This window comes from Mesorhizobium sp. LSJC280B00 (genome assembly GCF_000502835.1).
GTDB lineage: Bacteria > Pseudomonadota > Alphaproteobacteria > Rhizobiales > Rhizobiaceae > Mesorhizobium.
Map to the genome: position 1 here is coordinate 260,331 of NZ_AYVL01000003.1, position 21,115 is coordinate 281,445.

Consider the following 21,115-nt stretch of genomic DNA (forward strand, 5'->3'; position numbering starts at 1 on the left):
TTGGCGGACAGCGAGGGAGATCAGTTCTCCCACCGATTTGAGGCAGGCTAACATGCAGGGAAGGCTTTCGCCATGCCGAAAACGCATGGCTGTCATGCATCTAAGCAATTAAAATCATTGCAAATATCGCTGATTAACTGAGATCAGGTTATCTTGCGACCGGCAGCATGATGGTGATCTCGTCGGCGTGGGACAGATTAAGCGCCTTGCGCGCCTGCTCGTCCAGCATGTCCTTCTCCAGCGTGCCCTCATGCATCAGCTGAACGCGGCGCTCGAGATCGATCCGGCGCGCCCTGACGGCATCGAGCCTGCCCTGCAATTCGGCAGTCTCAGCTTCGAGCTGATACTTGGAATAGATGCCGAACTCGCCATGATAGGCATGGAAACCGAAATAAGTCAGGAACACCACGCAGAGCGAGGGGATGATCAGCCGGCCGGTGTTTCTTTGCTTGTGCTGGCGTGTCCACATGGTCCGAATCCTCTACGCCGCCTTTGTCGCCCGATTGTGCTTAATGGACGGTTACAGCCTGTTGGATTCAGAGCCTGGAAGCAAAAAAGGGCGGGAATGTCCCCGCCCTCGTCGCCACGGATTTTCTCTCGAAATCAGCTTTTCACGATCGACTTGCCGGCATATCGCGCCTGCTTGCCGAGCTCCTCCTCAATGCGGATAAGCTGGTTGTACTTGGCCATGCGATCCGAGCGCGACAGCGAGCCCGTCTTGATCTGCCCGCAATTGGTGGCAACGGCGAGGTCGGCGATGGTCGAATCCTCGGTCTCGCCCGAGCGGTGCGACATCACCGCGGTATAGCCGGCCTTGTGCGCGGTCTCGACGGCGTCGAGCGTTTCGGTAAGCGAGCCGATCTGGTTGACCTTGACCAGGATCGAATTGGCGACACCCATGCGGATGCCGTCGCGCAGCCGCGCCGTGTTGGTGACGAACAGATCGTCGCCAACCAGCTGCGTTTGCTTGCCGATGAGATCAGTCAGTATTTTCCAACCGTCCCAGTCATCCTCGGCCAGGCCGTCCTCAATGGTGATGATCGGGTAGTCGGCAGCGAGTTTGGCTAGATATTTGGCCTGCGCCTTCGGGTCGCGGGTTTTCCTCTCGCCTTCATAGACGTAGTTGCCATCCTTGAAGAATTCGGTCGCCGCGCAGTCGAGGCCTAGCGCAACCTCCTCGCCGGGCTTGAAGCCAGCCTGCTCGATCGATTCCATGATGAAGTCGAGCGCGGCCGGCGCGCTCTTCAGGTTGGGGGCAAAGCCGCCCTCGTCGCCGACATTGGTGTTATGGCCGGCGTCCTTCAGCTTCTTTCGCAGCGTATGAAAGATCTCCGAGCCCCAGCGCACGCCGTCGCGCAGCGTCGGCGCGCCGATCGGCAGGATCATGAATTCCTGGAAATCGATCGGGTTGTCGGCATGCGCGCCGCCATTGATGATGTTCATCATAGGCACCGGCAGCACATGGGCCTTGGTGCCGCCGACATAACGATAGAGCGGCAGGTCGGCCGCTTCGGCCGCGGCCTTGGCCACAGCCAGCGACACGCCGAGGATGGCATTGGCGCCGAGCCGGCTCTTGTTGGGCGTACCATCGAGCTCGATCATGGTCTGGTCGATATGGATCTGATTCTCTGCCTCCATGCCGCCGATCGCCTCGAACAGCTCGCCGTTCACCGCCTCGACCGCCGTGAGCACGCCCTTGCCGAGATAGCGGGGGCCGCCATCGCGCAGTTCGACCGCCTCATGCGCGCCGGTCGAGGCGCCGGACGGCACCGCGGCGCGACCCATCGAGCCGTCTTCGAGCACGACGTCGACCTCGACGGTCGGATTTCCGCGGCTGTCCAGGATTTCACGCCCGACAATGTCGATGATGGCCGTCATTGCGATGTCCCCGATTGATCGATTGAAGCGTCGCGCACCTCTTAGCCAAAGCGCCGCAAAACGCAATCGGGGCACTTGCAAATATTGCCCGTGCGCTACGGGATTCACGAAGCACGAAGCGCTGTCATCATTTGTCATACGCGGCATGCCGGTTTCTGGTTTATGGCTGTTGTCGCGCGGGGCGAAACAGGAGGAGTTTCGCCATGTCCCAGTTGAGCGGTATTGTGAGTTTGTTCCTGATCGCGGCTGCGTTCCTGACGTCGTGCGACAATCAGCAACCCCCGCAGGGATCGTCGCCTTTGCCGGCCGTGCAGATTGCGCAGTAGCATCCCGCCACATCGAAGGCCCCCGATTTCCCGGGGGCCTTTTTGATTCCAGGAGACTTAGTCAGTGCCAGTAAGGTCAGTGCCAGTAAGGCTCGACCTTGTAGTAGTTGTATGAGGCGTCACGCGCGGCCTCGCCGTCGGCGCCGGTCAGCTCGTTGATCGAATAGGAAGGAGCGGCCATCAGCTGGTCTTTGGTGAACGGCACGACATAGCCGCCCTTGTTCTCATCATAGTCAAGGCTCGCCCACGGAATGGCGTGGTATTTCTCGCCGATGCCGAGAAATCCGCCAAAACCGATCACGGCAAACATGATTCCGTTCGACAGTTTGTCGAGCATGACATCCTCGATGTCGCCGATATGAGTGCCTTCCGTATTGTAGACCGATGTGCCGATAACCCGCGAAGCGGCGATGGCTTCGGTGTGTCCCGTCTGGGTCGTCATGGTGTGCTCCTCGTCGTCGTTGACATTAGATTTTGACAATGAGGGCCGCGGACTAAGGTTCCAGGCGGGTTCGAAATTCTTCAAAGTTTTCCTGGCGGCGCTGCTGTGGCGCAACTGCTGGTTCAACCCACGCTTTTGGCAATGCGATCGAACGCCATCAGCCGTTCAAGCAATGCGGGAAGATCCTTTAGCGGCACCATGTTGGGACCGTCGGAAGGCGCGTTGTCGGGGTCCTGGTGCGTCTCGATGAAGACGCCGGCGACGCCAACCGCGACGGCCGCGCGCGCCAGCGTCTCGACAAAGCGCCGGTCGCCTCCGGACGAACCGCCCTGCCCACCCGGCTGCTGCACGGAATGGGTGGCATCGAAAATCACCGGCGCGCCGATCTCGGCCATGATCGGCAGCGCCCGCATGTCGGACACCAGGGTGTTGTAACCAAAGGATGCGCCGCGCTCGGTGACCAAGACATTGGCGTTGCCGGAGCCGATGATTTTGGCGACGACGTTCTTCATGTCCCACGGCGCGAGGAATTGCCCCTTCTTCACATTCACCACCTTGCCGGTTCTTGCCGCAGCGATCAGCAAATCGGTCTGGCGGCTGAGGAAGGCAGGAATCTGCAGGATATCGGCATGCGGAGCGACGATCGCGCATTGTTCCTCAGTGTGGACGTCAGTCAGGATCGGCAGCGAAAAATTGTTGCGCAAGTCGTCGAAGATCGGCATTGCCGCTTCAAGTCCCGCACCGCGCGTGCCGCCAAGCGATGTGCGATTGGCCTTGTCGTAGCTGGTCTTGTAGACGAGCCCGATTCCGAGCCGTTCCGTCAATTCCTTCAGTGCACCGGCCATGTCGAACGCGTGCTGCCGCGATTCCAGCTGGCATGGACCGGCGATCAGCGACAGGGGCGCGCTGTTGCCGAAAATGACCTTGCCGATCGCAACGGAAGAATTTGGCATCAGAGGATTGAGATTGTTCATGCGATCTCCCGGAAAATGAAGGCTGCGCCCTGCCCTGGCGCCGGCGGCACGATGATATCACCGCCGCGCATGTGGTGTTCGACGGAATTGGCTGCAAGCAGCTTGGCGACGGTGTCGCCGTGCCTAACCGAAAAGACGATCCCAGCAAAGCGGAGTTCAGATGGCGCGCCGGCAGGAATGCCGAAGCGTGCCGAATAGGCTGCAGGATCCAGAACGGTCACGACGGCATTCGGCAGCTCATAGACAGTGCCGCCGCCCTGCGCCTTGATCCCAGCCGCGATCGAAATCACATTGCGTTGTTCGAAGGGTTCGCCACTGGCTGCCACGATTTCGACAATGCCGGTTGCGCCATTAGCGTGGGCCTGCAACGCAGTGCGGTCGACGTTCGGCGCATTGATCCGCTCGCAGGCGAAGAGAAAAGCGTCCGTTGCCTTGCCTGTAGCCGCGAAGGCCAGTTTGAACGATGCGGTGTCGCTCTTTCCCGTCGCATCGGTGAAGGCGCGCGAAAAGCTTAGCGCGTCTCCCGCCGACAGACCGGCTTCCATGTAGCGCGCGTGGTCCGCGGCGGCGCTTTCGGTGCCCAGCGCCACGGCAGAAAATCCTTCATCGCCGTTTTCTTCGCGATACGTGCGATCACGCACGACAAAGACATTGCGGTTCGCGATCGCCGTTGCCGCGGCCTGCCGGTCAGCGACCGCGAGCGGCTCGAGATAGGTGCCGTCGGTGAGAAAGACACAGCAGTTTTCCGTTCCGAAGGGATGGATACCCGTCGGCGCAACGGTAAAGCCGAGCAAGGTCAAGCGCGCCCGCGCAACATCGAGGCTCGCGGTCGGCAACACCAGGTGATCGAGCGGATGAGGGCTTGCGGAGGTGTTCTCGGTCATGTCCCGCGCGGTGTGCCTCATTCCTTAAAATCGTTCAAGGGCTTGGCCGACGCCTCAGCGGAAAGACCACATCAGCGCGTAGGAGACGGCGGGTCGTCAACTTGCCACGATATCGGCCGAATAACGCAATTCGCGCAGCGGTTTTACCCGGCTGGTGGTCTCTGCATAGAGCGGATGCGCCTTGTAGGCGGCGAGCGCTGCCTCGTCCTCGAACTCGGCATAGACGACCACATCGATTTCATCCGAGAGCGGGTCGACCTTGGTGTTGAGCATCACCTCGAAATGGCGCGAGTGGGGTATCTCGCCGAGCGCCAGCAGACCCGTACGCACTGCCTCGACGTCCGCTTTACGCCGCGCGCTGAAGAAAACGATATGCCGGATCAACCCAGCCTCCTGGACCGTTGGACCGGCGTTCTTTTGTGTCAGCGGGAGCGTGCCGTCAATCGGCAGGATGTCGCGTCGGCGAACCGTGGCGAGGAAGAGAAACTACACCATGCTGGTTACATAGTGCACGACGCGGGTCACCTCCCTGATGGTCCTGTCGAGGTAGCGGCCTTGGTTGTAAATGCCGTCCCAGATCAGGAAAAAGGTGACGGTCGTGATGATGATGACATAACGCATGGCTAAAACTAGCGCATATGGATGCTTGCAACCATAGTGATTCCGGCCCTGCTGGGACCCTCCCCGAATTTTAACGGCCTTTGGTCTGTCCGCTGCGATGCTTGCTGGCCAGAATGGCTCTACCGCTGCAGGGCGCCTTGGAAAGATAACCCCGCTCGGCTTCGACGACCGCTTCCCGCCTCGATCGACCAACTGCCACACGATTATTCCGGTGGGATTTCGACGGACGCGCTGGATCTGGTCATGCCGCCGTCAAGCGGCGTTTCGCACCACCTGCTTGAAGAGGCCCCCTGTCTCAAACGGATTGGCCGTATCGGGACAGTATCTTAACGCTGAGACAGTTTCGAGCCGACGCTCAAATCCTTGCCTCAAAGCGTGATGCGGTACTTGGAAAACCCCGCTTCGCCCTCGCCCGCCGGCTCGATCGTCAGCGACTTCACCTGCGCAATAAACTCTCTCGCCTTGGCGCCGGTCTCGAACACGACGCTGGTTCCCGGTAGTGGCGCAAACGACCAGTTGGCATCCGCCGACGGGTTGATGGTGCCTTCGCTGACGATATAGCGCACGATCACGTCGCGGTTGGTGTCGGGCGCTTCGTAGATGATCTTCGAGGCATTGATCTCCGGGAAATTGCCGCCGCCGCCGGCTCGGTAGTTGTTGGTGGCGACGACGAATTTCCGCTTGGGACCAATTGGTTTGCCGTCGAACATCAAGTCAATGATGCGGGTCGAGCCAGCATTCACCAGCCCGCCCTTCGAATCATATTTCGGTGGCTGCGACAGGTCGATCCGGTAGGTGACGCCGTCGATCACGTCGAAATTATAAGACGGGAAGTCGGTGTTGATGAGCGCCTGGTTTGCTTTGCCCGGTTCGATCCGGTTGAAGATGCCGGCCGACATTTCCAGCCATTCCTTCACCTCTGCCCCGGTGATTTCGACGGCGCGCACCGTGTTTGGATAGAGGTAGAGGTCGGCGACGTTCTTGATGGCGATATCGCCCACCGGCACGTCGGTGTAATAGTCGGCGCCGTTGCGCCCGCCCGCCTTGAACGGTGCCGCCGCCGACAACAGCGGCATATCCTTCCACTCTGTGTTCTTCAGGATGTCCTTCAAGTACCAGGTCTGCGCCTGGCTGACGATCTGCACCGATGGATCGTCGGCGACCAGCGCAAAATAGGAATAGAGCGGCGCCGAGGTTTTGCCGACCGGCCGGCGCACATAGGCAAGCGTCGCCTCGTGGTCCTGTTTGAGCGCGTCGACGATGCGGTGGTCGTCCGCGACGGTCGGCTTGTTCGTCTTGTCGACCCGCTCAAAGATCGGCCTGGCCTCAGAGGTCGTCGAAACGATTTTCCACGTCGATCCGTCGCGCTCCAGCAACAGATCGATCAGCCCCATGTGCGAGCCCCAGAAGCCGGCCATGACGGCGGGCTTGCCTTGCAACGTGCCTTTCGCCGTATCGACGGCGTCCAGTGACTGAAAGTCCTTCTTGCCGGGGAAGACCAGATGCTGGTGGCCGGTGAACACCGCATCGATACCTTCGACACCGGCAACGAAGAAGGAGGCATTCTCCATCATGTCGCTTTGCTTCACATAGATGCCGGAATGGGAGAGCGCAATGACGATGTCGGCGCCTTCTTCCTTCATTTGCGGCACCCACGCCTTGGCCGCCTCGACGATGTCGCGCGTCTTGACACTGCCCTCGAGATTTTTCAGGTCCCAGACCATGATCTGCGGCGGCACGAAGCCGATGATGCCGATCCTGATCGGCTGCTCGGCCCCCGACCCGTCCCTGATCTTCTTGTCGAGGATGACATAGGGCTTGAGATAGAGCTTGTCGTCGCGCGGGTTCGCGGCGAGTTCGGTGCCGCGGATCAGGTTGGCGCAGACGAACGGAAAATTGGCGCCGGCCAGCACCTTGTCCATGAACGACAGGCCATAGTTGAATTCGTGGTTGCCGAGCGTCGAACATTCATAGCCGAGCACGTTCATGCCCTTCATGACCGGATGCAGGTCGCCGTCCTTCATCCCCCTCTCGTAGGCAATATAGTCGCCCATCGGATTGCCCTGCAGAAGGTCGCCATTGTCGATCAGCATCGCGTTGGTGGCTTCCTTGCGCACAGCTTCAATCAACGATGCCGTTCGCGACAGCCCCATCGTGTCGTTAGCTTTGTCGGCGTAGTAGTCGTAAGGCAGCACATTCACGTGGATGTCGGTCGTCTCCATAATCCTCAGATGCGCCTGATTGGCTTGAGCCCGGGCGGAGAACGGGTGCAGCATGATCAGCGCTCCGCTGGCGGCAACGCCGGCGAGGAAATCGCGGCGTGAGACGAGGTGGCGCAATTGGGACATTCGTTTTCTCTTTCTTCCACGACGTGACAAGTCCTGCCCGAAGCAAAGCTTCGCGCCGAAATCCAGCCGAGTCCAGAAGCCGATTCCATCAAGAGGAGGTGACGCGCCGATGAATGTCCGGCAGCGAACAATCAGCCCTTATCGTCGTCGCCCTGCGTGATCAGCCGCGCGCTGCGCTGACCGGTGAAGTATATCCATAGCCAACTCAGGGAAACCGCAAGCCGGTTACGAAGGCCGATCAGGAAGTAAATATGCGCAAAGCCCCATAGCCACCAGGCAAGCCGGCCGGTGAGCTTGATCCAGCCGAAATCGATCGCGGCGGCGCGCTTGCCTATCGTCGCCAAATCGCCGTCATGCCTGTAGCTGAAAGGACGCGGTGTCGCGTCACCGGCAAGCCTTGCCTTGATCGCCGTGGCGACGTGCCGTCCCTGCTGCTTGGCGGCGGGCGCGACGCCCGGCACCAGCCGGCCATCCGGCCGCAGGACGTGCGCTGCGTCACCGATGACGAAAATCTCCGGGTTTCCCGGTACAGTGAGGTCGGGCTCGACAAGCACTCTGCCCGCGCGGTCCGCTGCCGCGCCGAGCCATTCGGCGGCTGGCGAAGCGGCTACGCCCGCCGCCCACAGAATTGTCCTGGCCGGCAAATGCCTGTCGCCGAAGACGACACCCTCAGCATCGCAGCGCGTAACCGCGCGGCCGAGTTCGACGGTCACGCCGAGCCGTTCGAGCGCCTTCATTGCATAATCAGAGAGTTCCGGCGCGAAATTGGCAAGAACGCGGTCGCCGGCCTCAATCAGCACCACACGCGTCTGCCGCGTGTCGATGTTGCGGAACTCGCCGCGCAGCGTGTCGTGCGCCAGTTCGGCAATGGTGCCGGCCAATTCCACGCCGGTCGGCCCGCCGCCGACGATCGCCAGCGTCAGCAATGCCTGGCGCTGGGCGGGATCGGTTTCCCGCTCGGCCTGCTCGAAAGCCAAAAGAATACGCCGTCGAATGGTCGTGGCGTCCTCCAGCGTCTTCAGGCCCGGGGCGAATGGCTCCCATTCGTCATGGCCGAAATAGGCGTGCCGCGCGCCGGTGGCCAGCACCAGCGTGTCGTAAGCGACCGTGCCGCCGTCCTGCAGCAGCACCCGCTTGCCGGTGCGGTCGATGCCAGTCACAGTGGCAAGCAGCGTCGTCACGTCCTTGCGCCTGCGCAGGAGATGGCGGATCGGCCAAGCCACTTCGGAGGTGGCCAGGGCCGTCGTCGCCACCTGGTAGAGCAGCGGCTGAAAGAGGTGATGATTGCGCCTATCGATCATGGTGATGCGCACCGGCGCGCCGGCAAGTGCGCGGGTGAATTCGAGGCCGCCGAAACCGGCGCCTACGACGACGACGTGATGGTTGGCTATGTTCATCTCACTCATCCCTCTCGCCAAGGCTGATGTAAGTATCCTTGTGCAGTGCAGCAATGCCTGCGCTGCAACTGCCTGGGACTCGTCTCTTGATGTCGTGAATACGCATGCTGCAGACTCATTCCCGGATATAGCTTACGTCCCGGATACGACTTGGTCGGAACAGTATATTGCAGGTGAAGCATGGCTAGGAATGAAGATGAAGACTCAGCGCAGTACGCCTCGCCGCCTTGTTTTATGCACGAGCTTGATCCGGAGTTCCAAGCGCCGCTATCCGACTGGACCGACGTAAGGCGCTGGCGCAAGGCCGAGCGCGAGCGGTTGATCGTATCCCGCCTTGCCGTTTCGGCCGACACGCGCGCAGCTATGTCGCAGCGCATTGCCGAAGGGCTCGACGCGGTGATCGGCGACATCGCCGGCCGCATGGTCAGCCTCTACTGGCCGTTTCGCGGCGAGCCGGACCTGCGCCCGTGGATGGAAACCGTTAACGCGCGGGGCGGGCGCACGGCGTTGCCCGTCGTCGTCGAGAAAGACCGGCCGCTTGTCTTTCGCGCCTATACCCACGGAGACCGGCTGGAGAAGGGCGTCTGGAATATCCCGATACCGGCCGAGGGTGATCCGGTGTTGCCCGACATCGTCATTTCGCCGATCGTCGGCATCGATCCCGGGCAGTTTCGCCTGGGTTATGGCGGCGGCTTCTTCGATCGCACGCTTGCCGCGATGCCCTTCAAACCGCTGGTCATCGGCGTCGGCTACGAACTGCAGCGCATCGTCACCATCTACCCGCAGCCGCACGACATTCGGATGGACCGTGTGGTGACCGAGGCAGTCAACACCTAGGCGAGTTCGGGGCCTAGGCGAGTTCAGGCTTCATTCCCACGGCCGTGCGATCGACGATTTCGCGCAAGGCAAAAGACGAATTGATCTTCGTCACATGCGGCATTGCCGACAGCCACTCCTTGTGGATGCGTTCGTAGTCGACGAGATCCTTTGCCGCGATGCGCAGGATGTAGTCATATTCGCCCGACATCAAATGGCAGGACAGGACGTTCGGGCAGCGCTTTATCGCTGCCTCGAAATCCGACAACGTCTTCTCGAATTGCCCGGACAGCGATATATGTACGATCGCCGTCATCTGGTGCCCAAGTGCAGCGTTGGACAGCCGTGCGTGATAGCCGCGGATGGTTCCGGATTTCTCCAGATTGTCCAGCCGCCGCGAACAGGCCGACTGCGACAGGCCAACCTTCTCGGCGAGCGCTGCGTTGGGTATCCGCCCGTCTTTCTGCAGCGTCTCGAGAATGGCGATATCAATCCTGTCGAGCGGCATTTTTGCGGGTTCCTGCGATAATTCTAATGTTTTGCGCAACGATTATCGAACAGTGGCCTCTCTGGCAAGCGCATTCGCAAACACTTACCGAACGATTCGTGGTTCACTATCTCTAGACAGGGAACGAGCCCCAAAGGGCCGGATCAGGAGAAAAAGATGCGCGTCGGTTGCCCCCGGGAAATCAAGAACCATGAATACCGCGTCGGCCTGACACCGGGTTCGGTCCGTGAATATGTCGCGCATGGCCATGAAGTGCTGATCGAGACCGGCGCCGGCGCCGGCATCGGCGCCGATGACAACGCGTATCGCGCCGCCGGCGCCACGATTGCCAAAACGGCCGCCGACGTTTTTGCCAAGTCTGACATGATCGTGAAGGTCAAGGAGCCGCAGCCCAACGAATGGGTTCAGCTCCGCGACGGCCAGATCCTCTATACCTATCTGCATCTTGCCCCGGATCCGGAGCAGACCAAGGGCCTGCTGGCCTCCGGCGTGACCGCGATAGCCTACGAGACGGTCACCGACGAGCGCGGCGGTCTGCCGCTGCTAGCACCGATGTCGGAAGTCGCCGGCCGCCTGTCGATCCAGGCGGGCGCAACGGCGCTGCAAAAGGCCAATGGTGGCCGCGGCGTGCTACTTGGCGGCGTGCCCGGCGTGCTCCCCGGCAAGGTCACTGTGCTCGGCGGCGGCGTCGTCGGCCTGCATGCTGCACGGATGGCCGCCGGCCTTGGCGCCGACGTCACCATCATTGACCGCTCGATCCCGCGCCTGCGTCAGCTCGACGACATCTTTGGCGGCCGCGTCCACACCCGCTACTCGACCGTCGAGGCGCTGGAGGAAGAATGTTTTTCGGCTGACATCGTCGTCGGCGCCGTGCTGATCCCGGGGGCAGCAGCGCCCAAGCTGGTGACGCGCGAAATGCTGTCGGGCATGAAGAAAGGCGCCGTGCTGGTCGACGTCGCCATCGACCAGGGCGGCTGCTTCGAGACCTCGCACGCCACCACCCATGCCGAGCCGACCTATGAGGTCGATGGCGTCATCCACTATTGCGTCGCCAACATGCCGGGTGCGGTGCCGGTCACCTCGGCCCACGCGCTCAATAATGCGACGCTGCATTATGGCCTGCAGCTCGCCGACAAGGGCCTCAAGGCGCTGGTAGACGACCACCATCTGCGCAACGGGCTGAACGTCCACAAGGGCAAGATCACGAATCGCGCAGTGGCCGAAGCGCTCGGTTACGACCTGGTCGAGCCGAAGGCCGTTCTCGCCGCCTGAGCTGTCCGAATCTGCCTCTCCAGTGCCCGTCGGATTCGTCCGACGGGTTTTTTCTTATGTCGAAAAACTGAAAAGTGTCGGGCGCGCGGAATAACCGGACAACAAAAAAGCGGAGCCAAAGCCCCGCTTCCTCGGTTGTCGAAAATTCCCGCCGGTTCATCCGCGGTCGGCAAATCGATCGACAGTGTGTTTCTACCGCTTGTATGCGACGGGAGTACGACAGCCCCAAGCCGGTGCAGCCTGTCCGGTTACGCGCGGTCGATCCGGCACTGATAGCAATTGTTGCGCGCCGAGCGGATGTGGACGTAAGCGATGTCGTCGCGTTCGAACAACGTCTCTGCCCGTGCGGCAATTGCGTCGGTCGGAATGACGCCGCCGCTGCCGTAAACGATGCGGTCGTCCTTGCCATAACCGCGCACAATGTAATCGCTGCTTTCGAGCATTTCGGGAAGCATTTTCCCCTCGGCGGCGCGTTCGCATTCTTTCGCATGCAGAAAGATCGGCCCCGTTTCGGCATAAGGCTGCAGCTCCGGAAAAGGCCGATAGGCCAAAACAAGATAGGCTTCTCCCACAGCAATATTTTTCAAGCAATGACGGCAAGGCACGCCGTCGCCATCCGAAAGTTGCCGCTCTGGCTTCAAGCCATAAGCATCCGGCCCGCCGCGCTGAAGTGCCCGGACAGCATTGGTTGGCAAGGCTTTGAATTTTAGCGTCATGGCAAAATCTCCGGTGTCGTCGACCGGAAATTATGCTCGCAAGGCAGAGCTTCCCACCCGATTCCTGCCGAAATGGATCAATCCATCAGCGCCTCGAGACCACGAACCAGACCTTTGATCTGCTGTACCCGTCTGATGGCGAGCAGCGTGCCCGCCACGTAAGGCGCCGCGGACGAGCCGGCGTCGTGGCGTATGGTCAGCCGCTCGTCTGGCAGACCGAACAGCGCCTCGCAGGACAGGATGTAGGACGGCAGGCGAAGCGCGTGCACTTGCACCCCCTCGCCTGCGCCGACCGCACCGCCGCGTGTGGCCGGCACGCCGGAGACCTCGGAGACCGGCTTTGCCGTTGAGGCCTTGCGGATGTCGGCCAGCGCTTCAGCAAGCTCTCGTGCGGTTCCGGAGGGCGCGTCGGGCTTCTTTGCACTAGCATAATCGATGACCTCGACGTCCGGCACGTATTTTGCCGCCATAAGTGCAAACCGCTTCATCAGCGTGGCGGTGATGGAAAAGTTGCCAGCGGCAACAACGCCGACGCCATTGGCGCGCGCCGCGGCGTCGATCTCGGCATAGTCGGCAGCTCCCAGTCCCGACGTGCCGATCACCGTGTGCCGCCCGTTGTCGATGGCGAGCAGCACATGGTCTTTCACGACATGCGGCTTGGTGAAGTCGACCAGCACGTCCGACGGCGCCTCCAGCGCCTCGGCCAGCGAGGCCGAAACGGCAATACCATTAGCCGGCATACCAACCAGCAGACCGGAATCCTGCCCCGCGCCGCTGCGTGATACAGCCCCGGCCAGCGCCATGTCGCCTTGCGCCCCGATCGCCGGAACCAGCGCTTTGCCGACCCAGCCGGTCGCGCCGGCCATTACCACGCGTATTGCCATCGTGCGATCCTCCATCACCCATCGGTTTTTAGACGATAGCGATATGGAAAGAGCCAAGCTCATTCAAGTCGGGCTCACCTTTGAGTGTTGATCCAGAGACTCTGGGACGTTGCAAAGACAAGCTGAAGCTCGGATGAACGGGCCTGAAAATCAGGGCCGCATGACGCTGGCCGCGCGCTCGGCAAAAGACATCGGATGTACGACCTCCTTTTTTTGCGCCACTGGCGTAAAGCCGAGTTTTTGATAGAGCGGCAGTGCTGCTGGGTGATCGAGGGTGCAGGTCTGCACGGTTATCCGCCTTGGCCCGTGCGACCATGCCGCGGCGATTGCCGCACCGAGGAACCAGCGGCCGATGCCTTGCCCGGTCGCGTGCTCCATCATTCCGAAATAAGCGAGTTCCACTTCCTCCGGCAAATGCGGCTTGAGGTCGAAGAAGCCCGCCGGCGCACCATCCAGATAAAGCACCCTGATGTCGCGGTCCTCGCGGTGGATGCCCGCCGCAAGCTCCTCGTCGCTCAGCCTCAACACATTGACCCAGTGCCATTTGCGGCCGACCCGATCCATCAAATAGCGGTAGAAATGCAGGGGAATGTCTTTGGTCTTGAGCAGCGCGATCTGGCGGTTGTACGGCAGCGGCGGCGAATAGGCAGGCGGCACATGCATTTCGAGAAACGTCACGGTGACATCGATGTCTTCCAGCGATCCGTCTTCCATCACCGTCAGTCCTTGCCCGTCACGACAGGCGTGTCGGAAAGCCCGCCCCATTCGGTCCATGAACCGTCATAAAGCCTGTTGTCGGCATGGCCAAGCGTCTCCAAAGCTAGCGTGACGGCTGCCGCGGTGACGCCCGACCCGCAGGAGGTGACGACCGGCTTCGACAGGTCGATGCCGGCTCCTTCGATCACTTTGCGCAGCCTGTCCTTCGGCAACAATTCGCCGTTTTCCGAAAGCGCCGAAAACGGCACGTTGTGCGCGCCCGGCATATGGCCGGAGCGGATGCCGGGGCGCGGCTCCGGCTCGGTGCCGGCAAAACGGCCAGGCGAGCGCGCGTCGGCGATCTGGCTCTCCCCCGTCTCGACGATCCGGCGCATGTCGGCAAGGCTGGCGACGCGGGCGGCATCGAAGTTGGCATAAAACACGCAAGGCGCGATCTTCGTCGGCTCCGCCGTCACCGGCCGTCCGGCGGCTTTCCAACGATCGAAGCCGCCGTCGAGTATATAGACCTGGAACACGCCCATGACGCGAAACAACCACCAGGCGCGCGGTGCAGAAAAGAACCCTGGCCCGTCATAGACAACAATCGTGTCATCGGCCGAAATACCCATCGCGCCGACATATTGCGCGAAATGCTGCGGCGACGGCAGCGTGTGCGGCAGAGCCGCGTCGGGGTCCGAAACCGCATCCTGGTCGAGGAAGCGGGCGCCTGGAATATGCGCTACGTCGTACTCGGCGCGCGCGTCACGCTTTTGCGCCGGCAGGTACCAGGACGCGTCGACAATCGTCAGGCCGGGTTCGCCGAGCCGCTTCTGTAACCAATCGGCATCGATGGTGAAAGGACTGTCGTCGGCCATCTTTTCTCTCCTGTCCCGCCCGTCGCAGTCCTATATCAGGCTGGCGGCATAGGACCAAAGCGAATGCGGAAGCGCCGGTTCTCGCGGCCCTTCTTCTCGATCTTGCCGATATGGATCTCGCCGATTTCGCTGGTGCTCTTTACATGGGTGCCGCCGCAAGGCTGGCTGTCGATCGAAGCGTTCTCGCCGATGCAGACCAATCGGATCCTTCCCGTGCCGGCCGGGGGCCGCACATTCTTGGATTTCACCAAGCCCGGATTGGATGCCAGTTCCTCGTCGGAAATGAGCCGGGTGAAGATCGGGTGGTCGGCTCGCACCAGCTCCATCAGTCTGGCCGTCACGTCTTCCTTGGTAAAGCCGGCGTCCGGGATGTCGAAATCGATACGGCTGTCGTCCTCGGAAACCGCGGCGCCGGTGATCGGGAACGGACAGACGACGGTAAGCAGGTGGCAGGCAGAATGCATGCGCATCAGCAACTGCCGCCGCGGCCAGTCGATGGCGAGCCTCATGCGCTCGCCCACCTTTGGAACTGCCTGCTCCGGCGCCGGCACATGGATGATCTCGTCCTTGGTTTCGCCGGTGATCGTAGCGGCAATCGCTATGCCGGTGCCGTCGGCGCGTTCGAGGCTGCCGGTGTCGCCCGGCTGCCCGCCCGATGTGGCGTAAAACACCGTCCGGTCCAGAATGATGCCGCCGCGATCATTGACTGCGACGACGGTGGCGTCGGCCGTCCCCAGATAGGCGTCGTCACGAAACAGCGCTTCGGTCTTGTGCGCCATCACGCAACCCTTTCGAACGGTACCGAAATCGTGCTCTGTTGCTCCATCCATCCCGGCACCGGCAGCTTCTTTTCGCGCAGGAATTCAGGATTGAACAGCTTCGACTGGTAGCGCGTGCCGTAGTCGCAAAGCATGGTCACGATGGTGTGGCCGGGGCCTAGCTCGCGCGCCAGGCGAATGGCGCCGGCAATGTTGATGCCCGTCGAACCGCCAACGCAAAGCCCCTCCTCCTGGATCAGGTCGAATACGATCGGCAGCGCGTCCTCGTCGGGGATCTGGAAGGCAAAATCGGGTGTAAAGCCTTGGAGGTTGGCGGTGATCCGCCCCTGCCCGATGCCTTCGGTGATCGAACTGCCCTCGGATTTCAGCTCGCCGCTGGTGTAGAAGGAATAGAGCGCTGCCCCCAGCGGATCGGCCAGCGCGATCTTGACCTGGTTGTTTTTGGCCTTCAGCCCGAAACCGACGCCTGCCAGAGTGCCGCCGGAACCGACCGCCGACACGAAACCATCCACCTTGCCGTCGGTCTGGTTCCAGATTTCTTCGGCCGTGGTGCGGATATGGCCGTCACGGTTGGCGACATTGTCGAACTGGTTGGCCCAGATCGCGCCGTTCGGCTCACTCTTCGCCATCTGCTCGGCCAGCCGGCCCGACAGCTTCACGTAGTTGTTCGGGTTCTTGTAAGGCACGGCGGGCACTTCGATCAGCTCGGCGCCGAGCAGTTTGATTGTATCCTTCTTCTCCTGGCTCTGGGTGTCGGGAATGACGATCACCGTGCGGTAGCCGAGCGCCTTGGCAACCAGTGTCAATCCGATGCCGGTATTTCCGGCCGTCCCCTCGACGATGACGCCGCCGGGCCGCAGCAGCCCGCGCTGCTCCGCATCGCGGATGATAAACAGGCCGGCGCGGTCCTTTACCGACTGCCCGGGATTCATGAATTCGGCCTTGCCCAGGATCTCGCAGCCGGTTGCTTCCGAGGCCTTGTTGAGGCGGATCAGGGGCGTGTTGCCGATCACGTCGATCACAGAACGGGGCATGGAGATTCCTTTGTGGGTGCGGCGAAACCCTAGAAACCCGAAGCTTCGGTTTCAAGGCAAGAATTTGCCTGGTCCAGTCGCATTTCGCACACTGCAATTCCTGCAGCCAGGAGCGCCCGACCGGTATTCATTTCAACCATGTACCGAAAAGCACTCTTTTCATTCGATTTCTTCACCGGTAGAGCACAGGCTAAGAAGAGCCGGCGGGGCGCAACATGACACTCTATCGGGCCAATCCGAAGCATGGCGTCGCCTGGATTACGGGCGGCAGCAGCGGTATCGGCCGTTCGCTGGCCAAGGATCTTGCCGCTCGGGGCTATGTCGTCGCGGTGACTGCGCCAGATGACCATCCGATCGATACGCTCATCGTCGAAACGGCGCAGATGGCGGGCCGTGTCGCAGCCTGTCCTTGCGACGTGACCGACGAAAAACGCATGGCGAAGACGGTTGCAGCGATCGAGAAAGATCTCGGTCCGATCGTGTTGGCAGTGTTCAACGCTGGAAGCTATATCGCAACGCCGGGCGAGGATCTTGTGGCGCGCAATTTCCGTCGGTCTTTCGAAGTCAATTATTTCGGCATCATCAACGGCCTGCTGCCAGTCATCGAACGCATGCGCGTGCGCTCGCGCGGCCATGTCGTGCTGATCGGTTCGGTTACCGCCTATTTCGGCTGGCCCACCACCGCCGCCTATGGCGGCACCAAGGCGGCGGTCAATATCCTGGCCGAGTCGCTGAAATACGATTTCGACAAGATGAACGTCCGCATCCAGGTGATTAATCCGGGCTTTGTCGACACGCGGCTGACCGAAAAGAACTTCCTGCCGATGCCGGGCTTGATGCCGGTCAATCTGGCCTCGCGCCGCATCGCGCAAGGCATCGAATACGGCGGCTTCGAAGTCACTTTCCCACGCCGCCTGAGTTGGACGCTGAAGCTGCTCAGGATGCTGCCGAGGCCGTTCTGCCGATGGGTGATCAGCACGGTCACCCGCTGGAATGCGCGGCCGCTGAATTTCGACCGCAAGCCGCCAGTCGAGTAGGATCGGTGATGGGCGAGCGATCGTACTTGCGGGTCGCTGGGGCGCCGCACATGAATTGATGCCGGCCGACGATACCGGCGACCCGGACAACCACGTCATTGCCGGCGACGCGCTGTCGCCATCGACCACGGCTTTCCTCGCGCAGCGGATCGTCGTGTGGATCGAGGCGGTGGTAAAGTGAACCAAAGGCCCCCAAGCAAGAGGGCGACCGAAGCATCGCTCCGGTCGCCCTCTTCAATCGTGTGTGACCAAGCCAGGCTTGGCCGACCGCAACACGGTCAGATTATGCGGCCCGCGCTGCTGGCCGCTTGCCGCCGAAGCGGCGCTTGTTATTGCCCTTGAAGGGCTTGGCGCCTTCCGGCTTGCGCTCGCCCGCAAAGGCCGGCTTGTCGCCGAACCGCTTCTTGCCGAAGCCATTGTTTGCGCCGCCGGGCCGCCTGCCGTCGCGACGGCCATTGCGGTCGTTGCGATCATTGGCCGGTTCGAAGCTGCGCTCGTTCTTCTCGGCGGGATTGCGCTGCGGATCGGGGCTGCCGAGATGGTCGGCAACGATCGGCAGCTTGGTGCGGATGATGCGCTCGACCTGACGCAGCTTGCTGTTTTCAGACGGGTCGCAGAGTGTGATGGCGATGCCGTCCATGCCGTTGCGGCCGGTGCGGCCGATGCGGTGGACATAGCTCTCCGCCTCGTCCGGCAGGTCGAAATTCACCACATGGCTGATGCCGGGCACGTCGATGCCGCGTGCCGCAATGTCGGTCGCCACGAGAATGCGCACCGAACCCTCACGGAAATCGTTGAGTGCCTTCTGACGGGCATTCTGCGACTTGTTGCCGTGGATGACGGCGGCCTTGAAGCCGTCGCGCTCGAGATCCTTGGTCACCCTGTCGGCGCCATGCTTGGTGCGCGAGAAGATGATGACGGACTTCATCGCCTCATCGGCAAGCATGTTGGCCAGCACCTGGCGCTTCTGCTTGGTGCGGGCAAAGACGACACCCTGCACGATCTCGGCTGCCGCGGTGCTGTGAGGAGCGACTTCGACGCGGATCGGGTTCTTCAGCAGGCCTTTCGCCAGTTCGGCGATCTCGGCCGGCATAGTCGCCGAGAACAGCACCGTCTGACGGTCCGGCGCCGTCGCCTTGGCGATGCGCTTCACGTCGTTGATGAAGCCCATGTCGAGCATGCGGTCGCCTTCGTCGAGCACCAGCCATTTGGTGTCGGCAAGCATCAGGTCGCCTTCACGCACAAGGTCGGTCAGCCGACCGGGCGTTGCGATCAGGATGTCGACGCCGGGCGCAACCTTCTTCACCTGGCTGAAGCGCGAGACGCCGCCCAGCACGAGCGCGGTCGATACATGCGCGCCCTTGGCGAGCAGCTTGATCATCTCCTCGATCTGCACCGCGAGTTCACGTGTCGGCGCCAGGATCAGCGCGCGGGCCGTCTTCGGCCGGCGCTTGGTGCCAAGTGCGATGATCTTCGACAGGATCGGCAGCGCGAACGCCGCCGTCTTGCCCGAGCCGGTCTGGGCGATGCCGAAAATGTCGCGGCCTTCGAGCTGCGGCGGGATCGCCTGGGCCTGGATCGGCTTCGGATCGGTAAAGCCGGCGGCATTGGTGGCCTTGAGCAGTGCGCCGGTAATTCCAAGTGCGGCGAAACCGTTCAGTTCCCCAGTGTCCTTACCGATCAAAATGTTCTCATTGGTCAAAATATTCTTCTTTCATGCGGCTTCTGGCCGCAAACATCGATGGCGGCAGGGCGCAACCTGCCGTCGAAAATTGTCATGAAACGACAAGGCGGGCGGACGTCATCGTCCACACGGCTGCGCTGTCGTGCCCGCAGGCTTCATGCCACGGGGCTTTTTCGCCACCTTGCCGATCTGTCGGGAAGAGGGAAAACAGACGCAACCAGTCTCATTCGTCGAGAAGGCCGGATTATCCCGGCCCAAGCGCCTATACGGCCGCATATGGCCCAGTTCGCTTCGGAATGCAAGGGGTCCGATGTTGCAGCGCAACAAAAGCCATGAGGAAGCGGCGCTTGCGCTCTCCCCCAGGCATGATTACCACAATCCAGCTTTCTGTTTCGGGGACCGGTCATGAAGGACGTGCTGAAGGAACTCGAGCGCCGCCGCGAGATCGCCCGCATGGGCGGCGGCCAGGCCCGCATCGACGCCCAGCACAAGAAGGGCAAGCTGACCGCCCGCGAACGCATAGACGTCTTTCTCGACGAGGGCTCGTTCGAGGAGTTCGACATGTATGTCGAGCACCGCTCGACCGATTTCGGCATGGAGAAAACCAAGATCGCCGGCGACGGCGTCGTTACCGGCTGGGGCACCGTCAACGGTCGCCCGGTCTATCTTTTCGCCAAGGATTTCACCGTGTTCGGCGGCTCGCTGTCCGAGGCGCATGCCGAAAAGGTGGTCAAGGTGCAGGAGATGGCGCTGCGCAACCGCGCGCCGATCATCGGCCTCTACGACGCCGGCGGCGCCCGCATCCAGGAAGGCGTGGCAGCCCTCGGCGGCTATGCCGAGATCTTCCAGCGCAATGTACTGGCCTCTGGCGTCATCCCGCAGATTTCACTGATCATGGGCCCCTGCGCCGGCGGCGATGTCTATTCGCCGGCGATGACTGACTTCATCTTCATGGTTCGCGAAACCTCCTACATGTTCGTCACCGGGCCGGATGTGGTGAAGACCGTCACCAACGAGACGGTCACCGCCGAAAGCCTCGGCGGCGCTTCTATCCACACGACGAAGTCCTCGATCGCCGACGGAGCCTACGACAATGACGTCGAGGCGCTGCTGCAGATGCGCCGGCTGGTCGATCTGCTGCCGGCTTCCAACACGGCGGAAATTCCCGAGATCGAATGCTACCAGTCGGTCACCGAACACGATCTGTCGCTCGACAGGCTGATCCCCGACAATGCCAACAAACCCTACGACATCAAAGAGTTGATCCTTAAAGTTGCCGACGAGGGTGACTTCTTCGAGATCCAGCAGAATTTTGCGAAAAACATCGTCACCGGCTTCGGCCGTATCGAGGGCCGCACCGTCGGCTTCGTCGCCAACCAGCCGATGGTGCTGGCCGGCGTGCTCGATTCGGATGCCAGCCGCAAGGCGGCTCGTTTCGTGCGATTCTGCGACTGCTTCTCGATCCCGATCGTCACCTTCGTCGACGTGCCGGGCTTCCTGCCCGGCACCGCGCAGGAATATGGTGGGTTGATCAAGCACGGCGCCAAGCTTCTGTTCGCCTATGCCGAAGCGACCGTGCCAAAGATCACCGTCATCACCAGAAAGGCCTATGGCGGCGCCTATGATGTGATGGCCTCGAAGCATCTGCGCGGCGACATGAACTATGCCTGGCCGACGGCGCAGATCGCGGTGATGGGCGCCAGGGGCGCGGTCGAGATCATCTACCGCAAGGACATCGGCGACGCGGAAAAGATCGCGGCACATACAAAAGCTTACGAGGATCGCTTCCTGTCCCCCTTCGTTGCCGCCGAGCGTGGCTATGTCGACGAGGTGATCATGCCGCATTCGACCCGCCGCCGCATCGCCCGCGCGCTCAGGATGCTGCGCAACAAGGATATGCAAAACCCCTGGAAGAAGCACGACAACATTCCGCTGTGAGGGGTT

The 21,115-nt window shown here is 61.6% G+C and carries 22 protein-coding genes and 1 pseudogene; 6 read left to right on the forward strand and 17 right to left on the reverse strand.

From position 1 onward, the window contains the following. Positions 1-148: 148 nt before the first annotated feature. Together X773_RS45965 and eno are read right to left on the reverse strand one after the other, a co-directional pair. A complete protein-coding gene (locus tag X773_RS45965) occupies positions 149-469 on the reverse strand; it encodes a septum formation initiator family protein (RefSeq protein WP_023675088.1) in 321 nt (106 codons plus the stop codon). Between the two features lie 134 nt (positions 470-603). Next, positions 604-1,878 carry a phosphopyruvate hydratase gene (eno, locus tag X773_RS45970; protein ID WP_023675089.1) on the reverse strand — a complete coding sequence of 425 codons (1,275 nt, stop codon included), beginning with the start codon at positions 1,876-1,878 and terminating at the stop codon, positions 604-606. A 203-nt stretch (positions 1,879-2,081) separates the two neighbouring features. On the opposite strand from eno, the gene X773_RS78945 reads away from it, so the two are divergent. Further along, complete coding sequence (locus tag X773_RS78945; protein WP_023675090.1) at positions 2,082-2,204, forward strand: hypothetical protein; 123 nt, start codon at positions 2,082-2,084, stop codon at positions 2,202-2,204. Between the two features lie 76 nt (positions 2,205-2,280). Here X773_RS78945 and X773_RS45975 read toward each other — a convergent pair whose 3' ends face one another. From X773_RS45975 to X773_RS46000, 7 genes are all read right to left on the reverse strand, one after another. After that, positions 2,281-2,646, reverse strand: a complete 366-nt coding sequence (locus X773_RS45975) for a PRC-barrel domain-containing protein (RefSeq protein WP_023675091.1) — start codon at positions 2,644-2,646, stop codon at positions 2,281-2,283. Positions 2,647-2,768: 122 nt separating this feature from the next. Beyond that, entirely contained in the window at positions 2,769-3,620 is an 852-nt protein-coding gene (gene kdsA / locus X773_RS45980) for a 3-deoxy-8-phosphooctulonate synthase (RefSeq protein ID WP_031211318.1), read from the reverse strand. Then, a complete protein-coding gene (locus X773_RS45985; protein ID WP_023675093.1) occupies positions 3,617-4,504 on the reverse strand; it encodes a VOC family protein in 888 nt (295 codons plus the stop codon). The genes kdsA and X773_RS45985 overlap by 4 nt, the downstream gene beginning before the upstream one ends. 96 nt (positions 4,505-4,600) lie before the next feature. Then, complete coding sequence (locus tag X773_RS45990; RefSeq protein WP_023675094.1) at positions 4,601-4,888, reverse strand: Dabb family protein; 288 nt, start codon at positions 4,886-4,888, stop codon at positions 4,601-4,603. 102 nt (positions 4,889-4,990) lie between these two features. Continuing rightward, positions 4,991-5,125, reverse strand: a complete 135-nt coding sequence (locus tag X773_RS78950; protein ID WP_023675095.1) for a hypothetical protein — start codon at positions 5,123-5,125, stop codon at positions 4,991-4,993. A gap of 368 nt (positions 5,126-5,493) precedes the next feature. Continuing rightward, positions 5,494-7,473, reverse strand: a complete 1,980-nt coding sequence (locus X773_RS45995; RefSeq protein WP_023675096.1) for a bifunctional 2',3'-cyclic-nucleotide 2'-phosphodiesterase/3'-nucleotidase — start codon at positions 7,471-7,473, stop codon at positions 5,494-5,496. A gap of 131 nt (positions 7,474-7,604) precedes the next feature. Next, positions 7,605-8,870, reverse strand: a complete 1,266-nt coding sequence (locus tag X773_RS46000; protein WP_023675097.1) for an NAD(P)/FAD-dependent oxidoreductase — start codon at positions 8,868-8,870, stop codon at positions 7,605-7,607. A gap of 180 nt (positions 8,871-9,050) precedes the next feature. On the opposite strand from X773_RS46000, the gene X773_RS46005 reads away from it, so the two are divergent. Next, positions 9,051-9,707, forward strand: coding sequence for a 5-formyltetrahydrofolate cyclo-ligase (locus tag X773_RS46005; protein ID WP_023675098.1), 657 nt, complete (start codon positions 9,051-9,053; stop codon positions 9,705-9,707). 13 nt (positions 9,708-9,720) lie between these two features. On the opposite strand, the gene X773_RS46010 is transcribed toward X773_RS46005, so the two are convergent. Next, complete coding sequence (locus X773_RS46010) at positions 9,721-10,194, reverse strand: Lrp/AsnC family transcriptional regulator (protein WP_023675099.1); 474 nt, start codon at positions 10,192-10,194, stop codon at positions 9,721-9,723. A gap of 156 nt (positions 10,195-10,350) precedes the next feature. Between X773_RS46010 and ald the strand changes: the two genes are divergently transcribed. Further along, on the forward strand, positions 10,351-11,466 hold the full coding sequence (gene ald / locus X773_RS46015) for an alanine dehydrogenase (protein WP_023675100.1): 1,116 nt from the start codon (positions 10,351-10,353) through the stop codon (positions 11,464-11,466). Between the two features lie 248 nt (positions 11,467-11,714). Here the strand turns inward: ald and X773_RS46020 are convergent, their stop codons facing one another. The 6 genes from X773_RS46020 to X773_RS46045 all read right to left on the reverse strand — a co-directional run bounded on the left by X773_RS46020 (position 11,715) and on the right by X773_RS46045 (position 16,450). Beyond that, a complete protein-coding gene (locus tag X773_RS46020) occupies positions 11,715-12,182 on the reverse strand; it encodes a DUF1203 domain-containing protein (protein WP_023675101.1) in 468 nt (155 codons plus the stop codon). A 77-nt stretch (positions 12,183-12,259) separates the two neighbouring features. Further along, on the reverse strand, positions 12,260-13,066 hold the full coding sequence (gene dapB / locus X773_RS46025) for a 4-hydroxy-tetrahydrodipicolinate reductase (protein ID WP_023675102.1): 807 nt from the start codon (positions 13,064-13,066) through the stop codon (positions 12,260-12,262). Positions 13,067-13,216: 150 nt separating this feature from the next. Continuing rightward, on the reverse strand, positions 13,217-13,780 hold the full coding sequence (locus X773_RS46030; RefSeq protein WP_023675103.1) for a GNAT family N-acetyltransferase: 564 nt from the start codon (positions 13,778-13,780) through the stop codon (positions 13,217-13,219). 5 nt (positions 13,781-13,785) lie between these two features. Continuing rightward, a complete protein-coding gene (gene sseA / locus X773_RS46035) occupies positions 13,786-14,637 on the reverse strand; it encodes a 3-mercaptopyruvate sulfurtransferase (RefSeq protein ID WP_023675104.1) in 852 nt (283 codons plus the stop codon). Positions 14,638-14,672: 35 nt separating this feature from the next. After that, on the reverse strand, positions 14,673-15,416 hold the full coding sequence (locus X773_RS46040) for an alanyl-tRNA editing protein (RefSeq protein WP_023675105.1): 744 nt from the start codon (positions 15,414-15,416) through the stop codon (positions 14,673-14,675). Further along, positions 15,416-16,450: a cysteine synthase A gene (locus tag X773_RS46045; protein WP_023675106.1), complete on the reverse strand. Its 1,035-nt coding sequence runs from the start codon at positions 16,448-16,450 to the stop codon at positions 15,416-15,418. Before X773_RS46045 ends, X773_RS46040 begins: the two co-directional genes overlap by 1 nt. 215 nt (positions 16,451-16,665) lie before the next feature. Here X773_RS46045 and X773_RS46050 point away from each other — a divergent pair, with 215 nt between their 5' ends. Together X773_RS46050 and X773_RS76240 are read left to right on the forward strand one after the other, a co-directional pair. Then, positions 16,666-17,487 (forward strand): SDR family oxidoreductase, encoded by an 822-nt coding sequence (locus X773_RS46050; protein WP_023675107.1) that lies wholly within the window; start codon positions 16,666-16,668, stop codon positions 17,485-17,487. Between the two features lie 25 nt (positions 17,488-17,512). Beyond that, positions 17,513-17,668, forward strand: a pseudogene (locus X773_RS76240) (alpha/beta hydrolase); the annotation flags it as partial. Positions 17,669-17,770: 102 nt separating this feature from the next. Here the strand turns inward: X773_RS76240 and X773_RS46055 are convergent. Further along, a complete protein-coding gene (locus tag X773_RS46055; protein ID WP_023675109.1) occupies positions 17,771-19,189 on the reverse strand; it encodes a DEAD/DEAH box helicase in 1,419 nt (472 codons plus the stop codon). A gap of 387 nt (positions 19,190-19,576) precedes the next feature. On the opposite strand from X773_RS46055, the gene X773_RS46060 reads away from it, so the two are divergent. Next, on the forward strand, positions 19,577-21,109 hold the full coding sequence (locus X773_RS46060; protein WP_023675110.1) for an acyl-CoA carboxylase subunit beta: 1,533 nt from the start codon (positions 19,577-19,579) through the stop codon (positions 21,107-21,109). Positions 21,110-21,115: the final 6 nt, after the last annotated feature.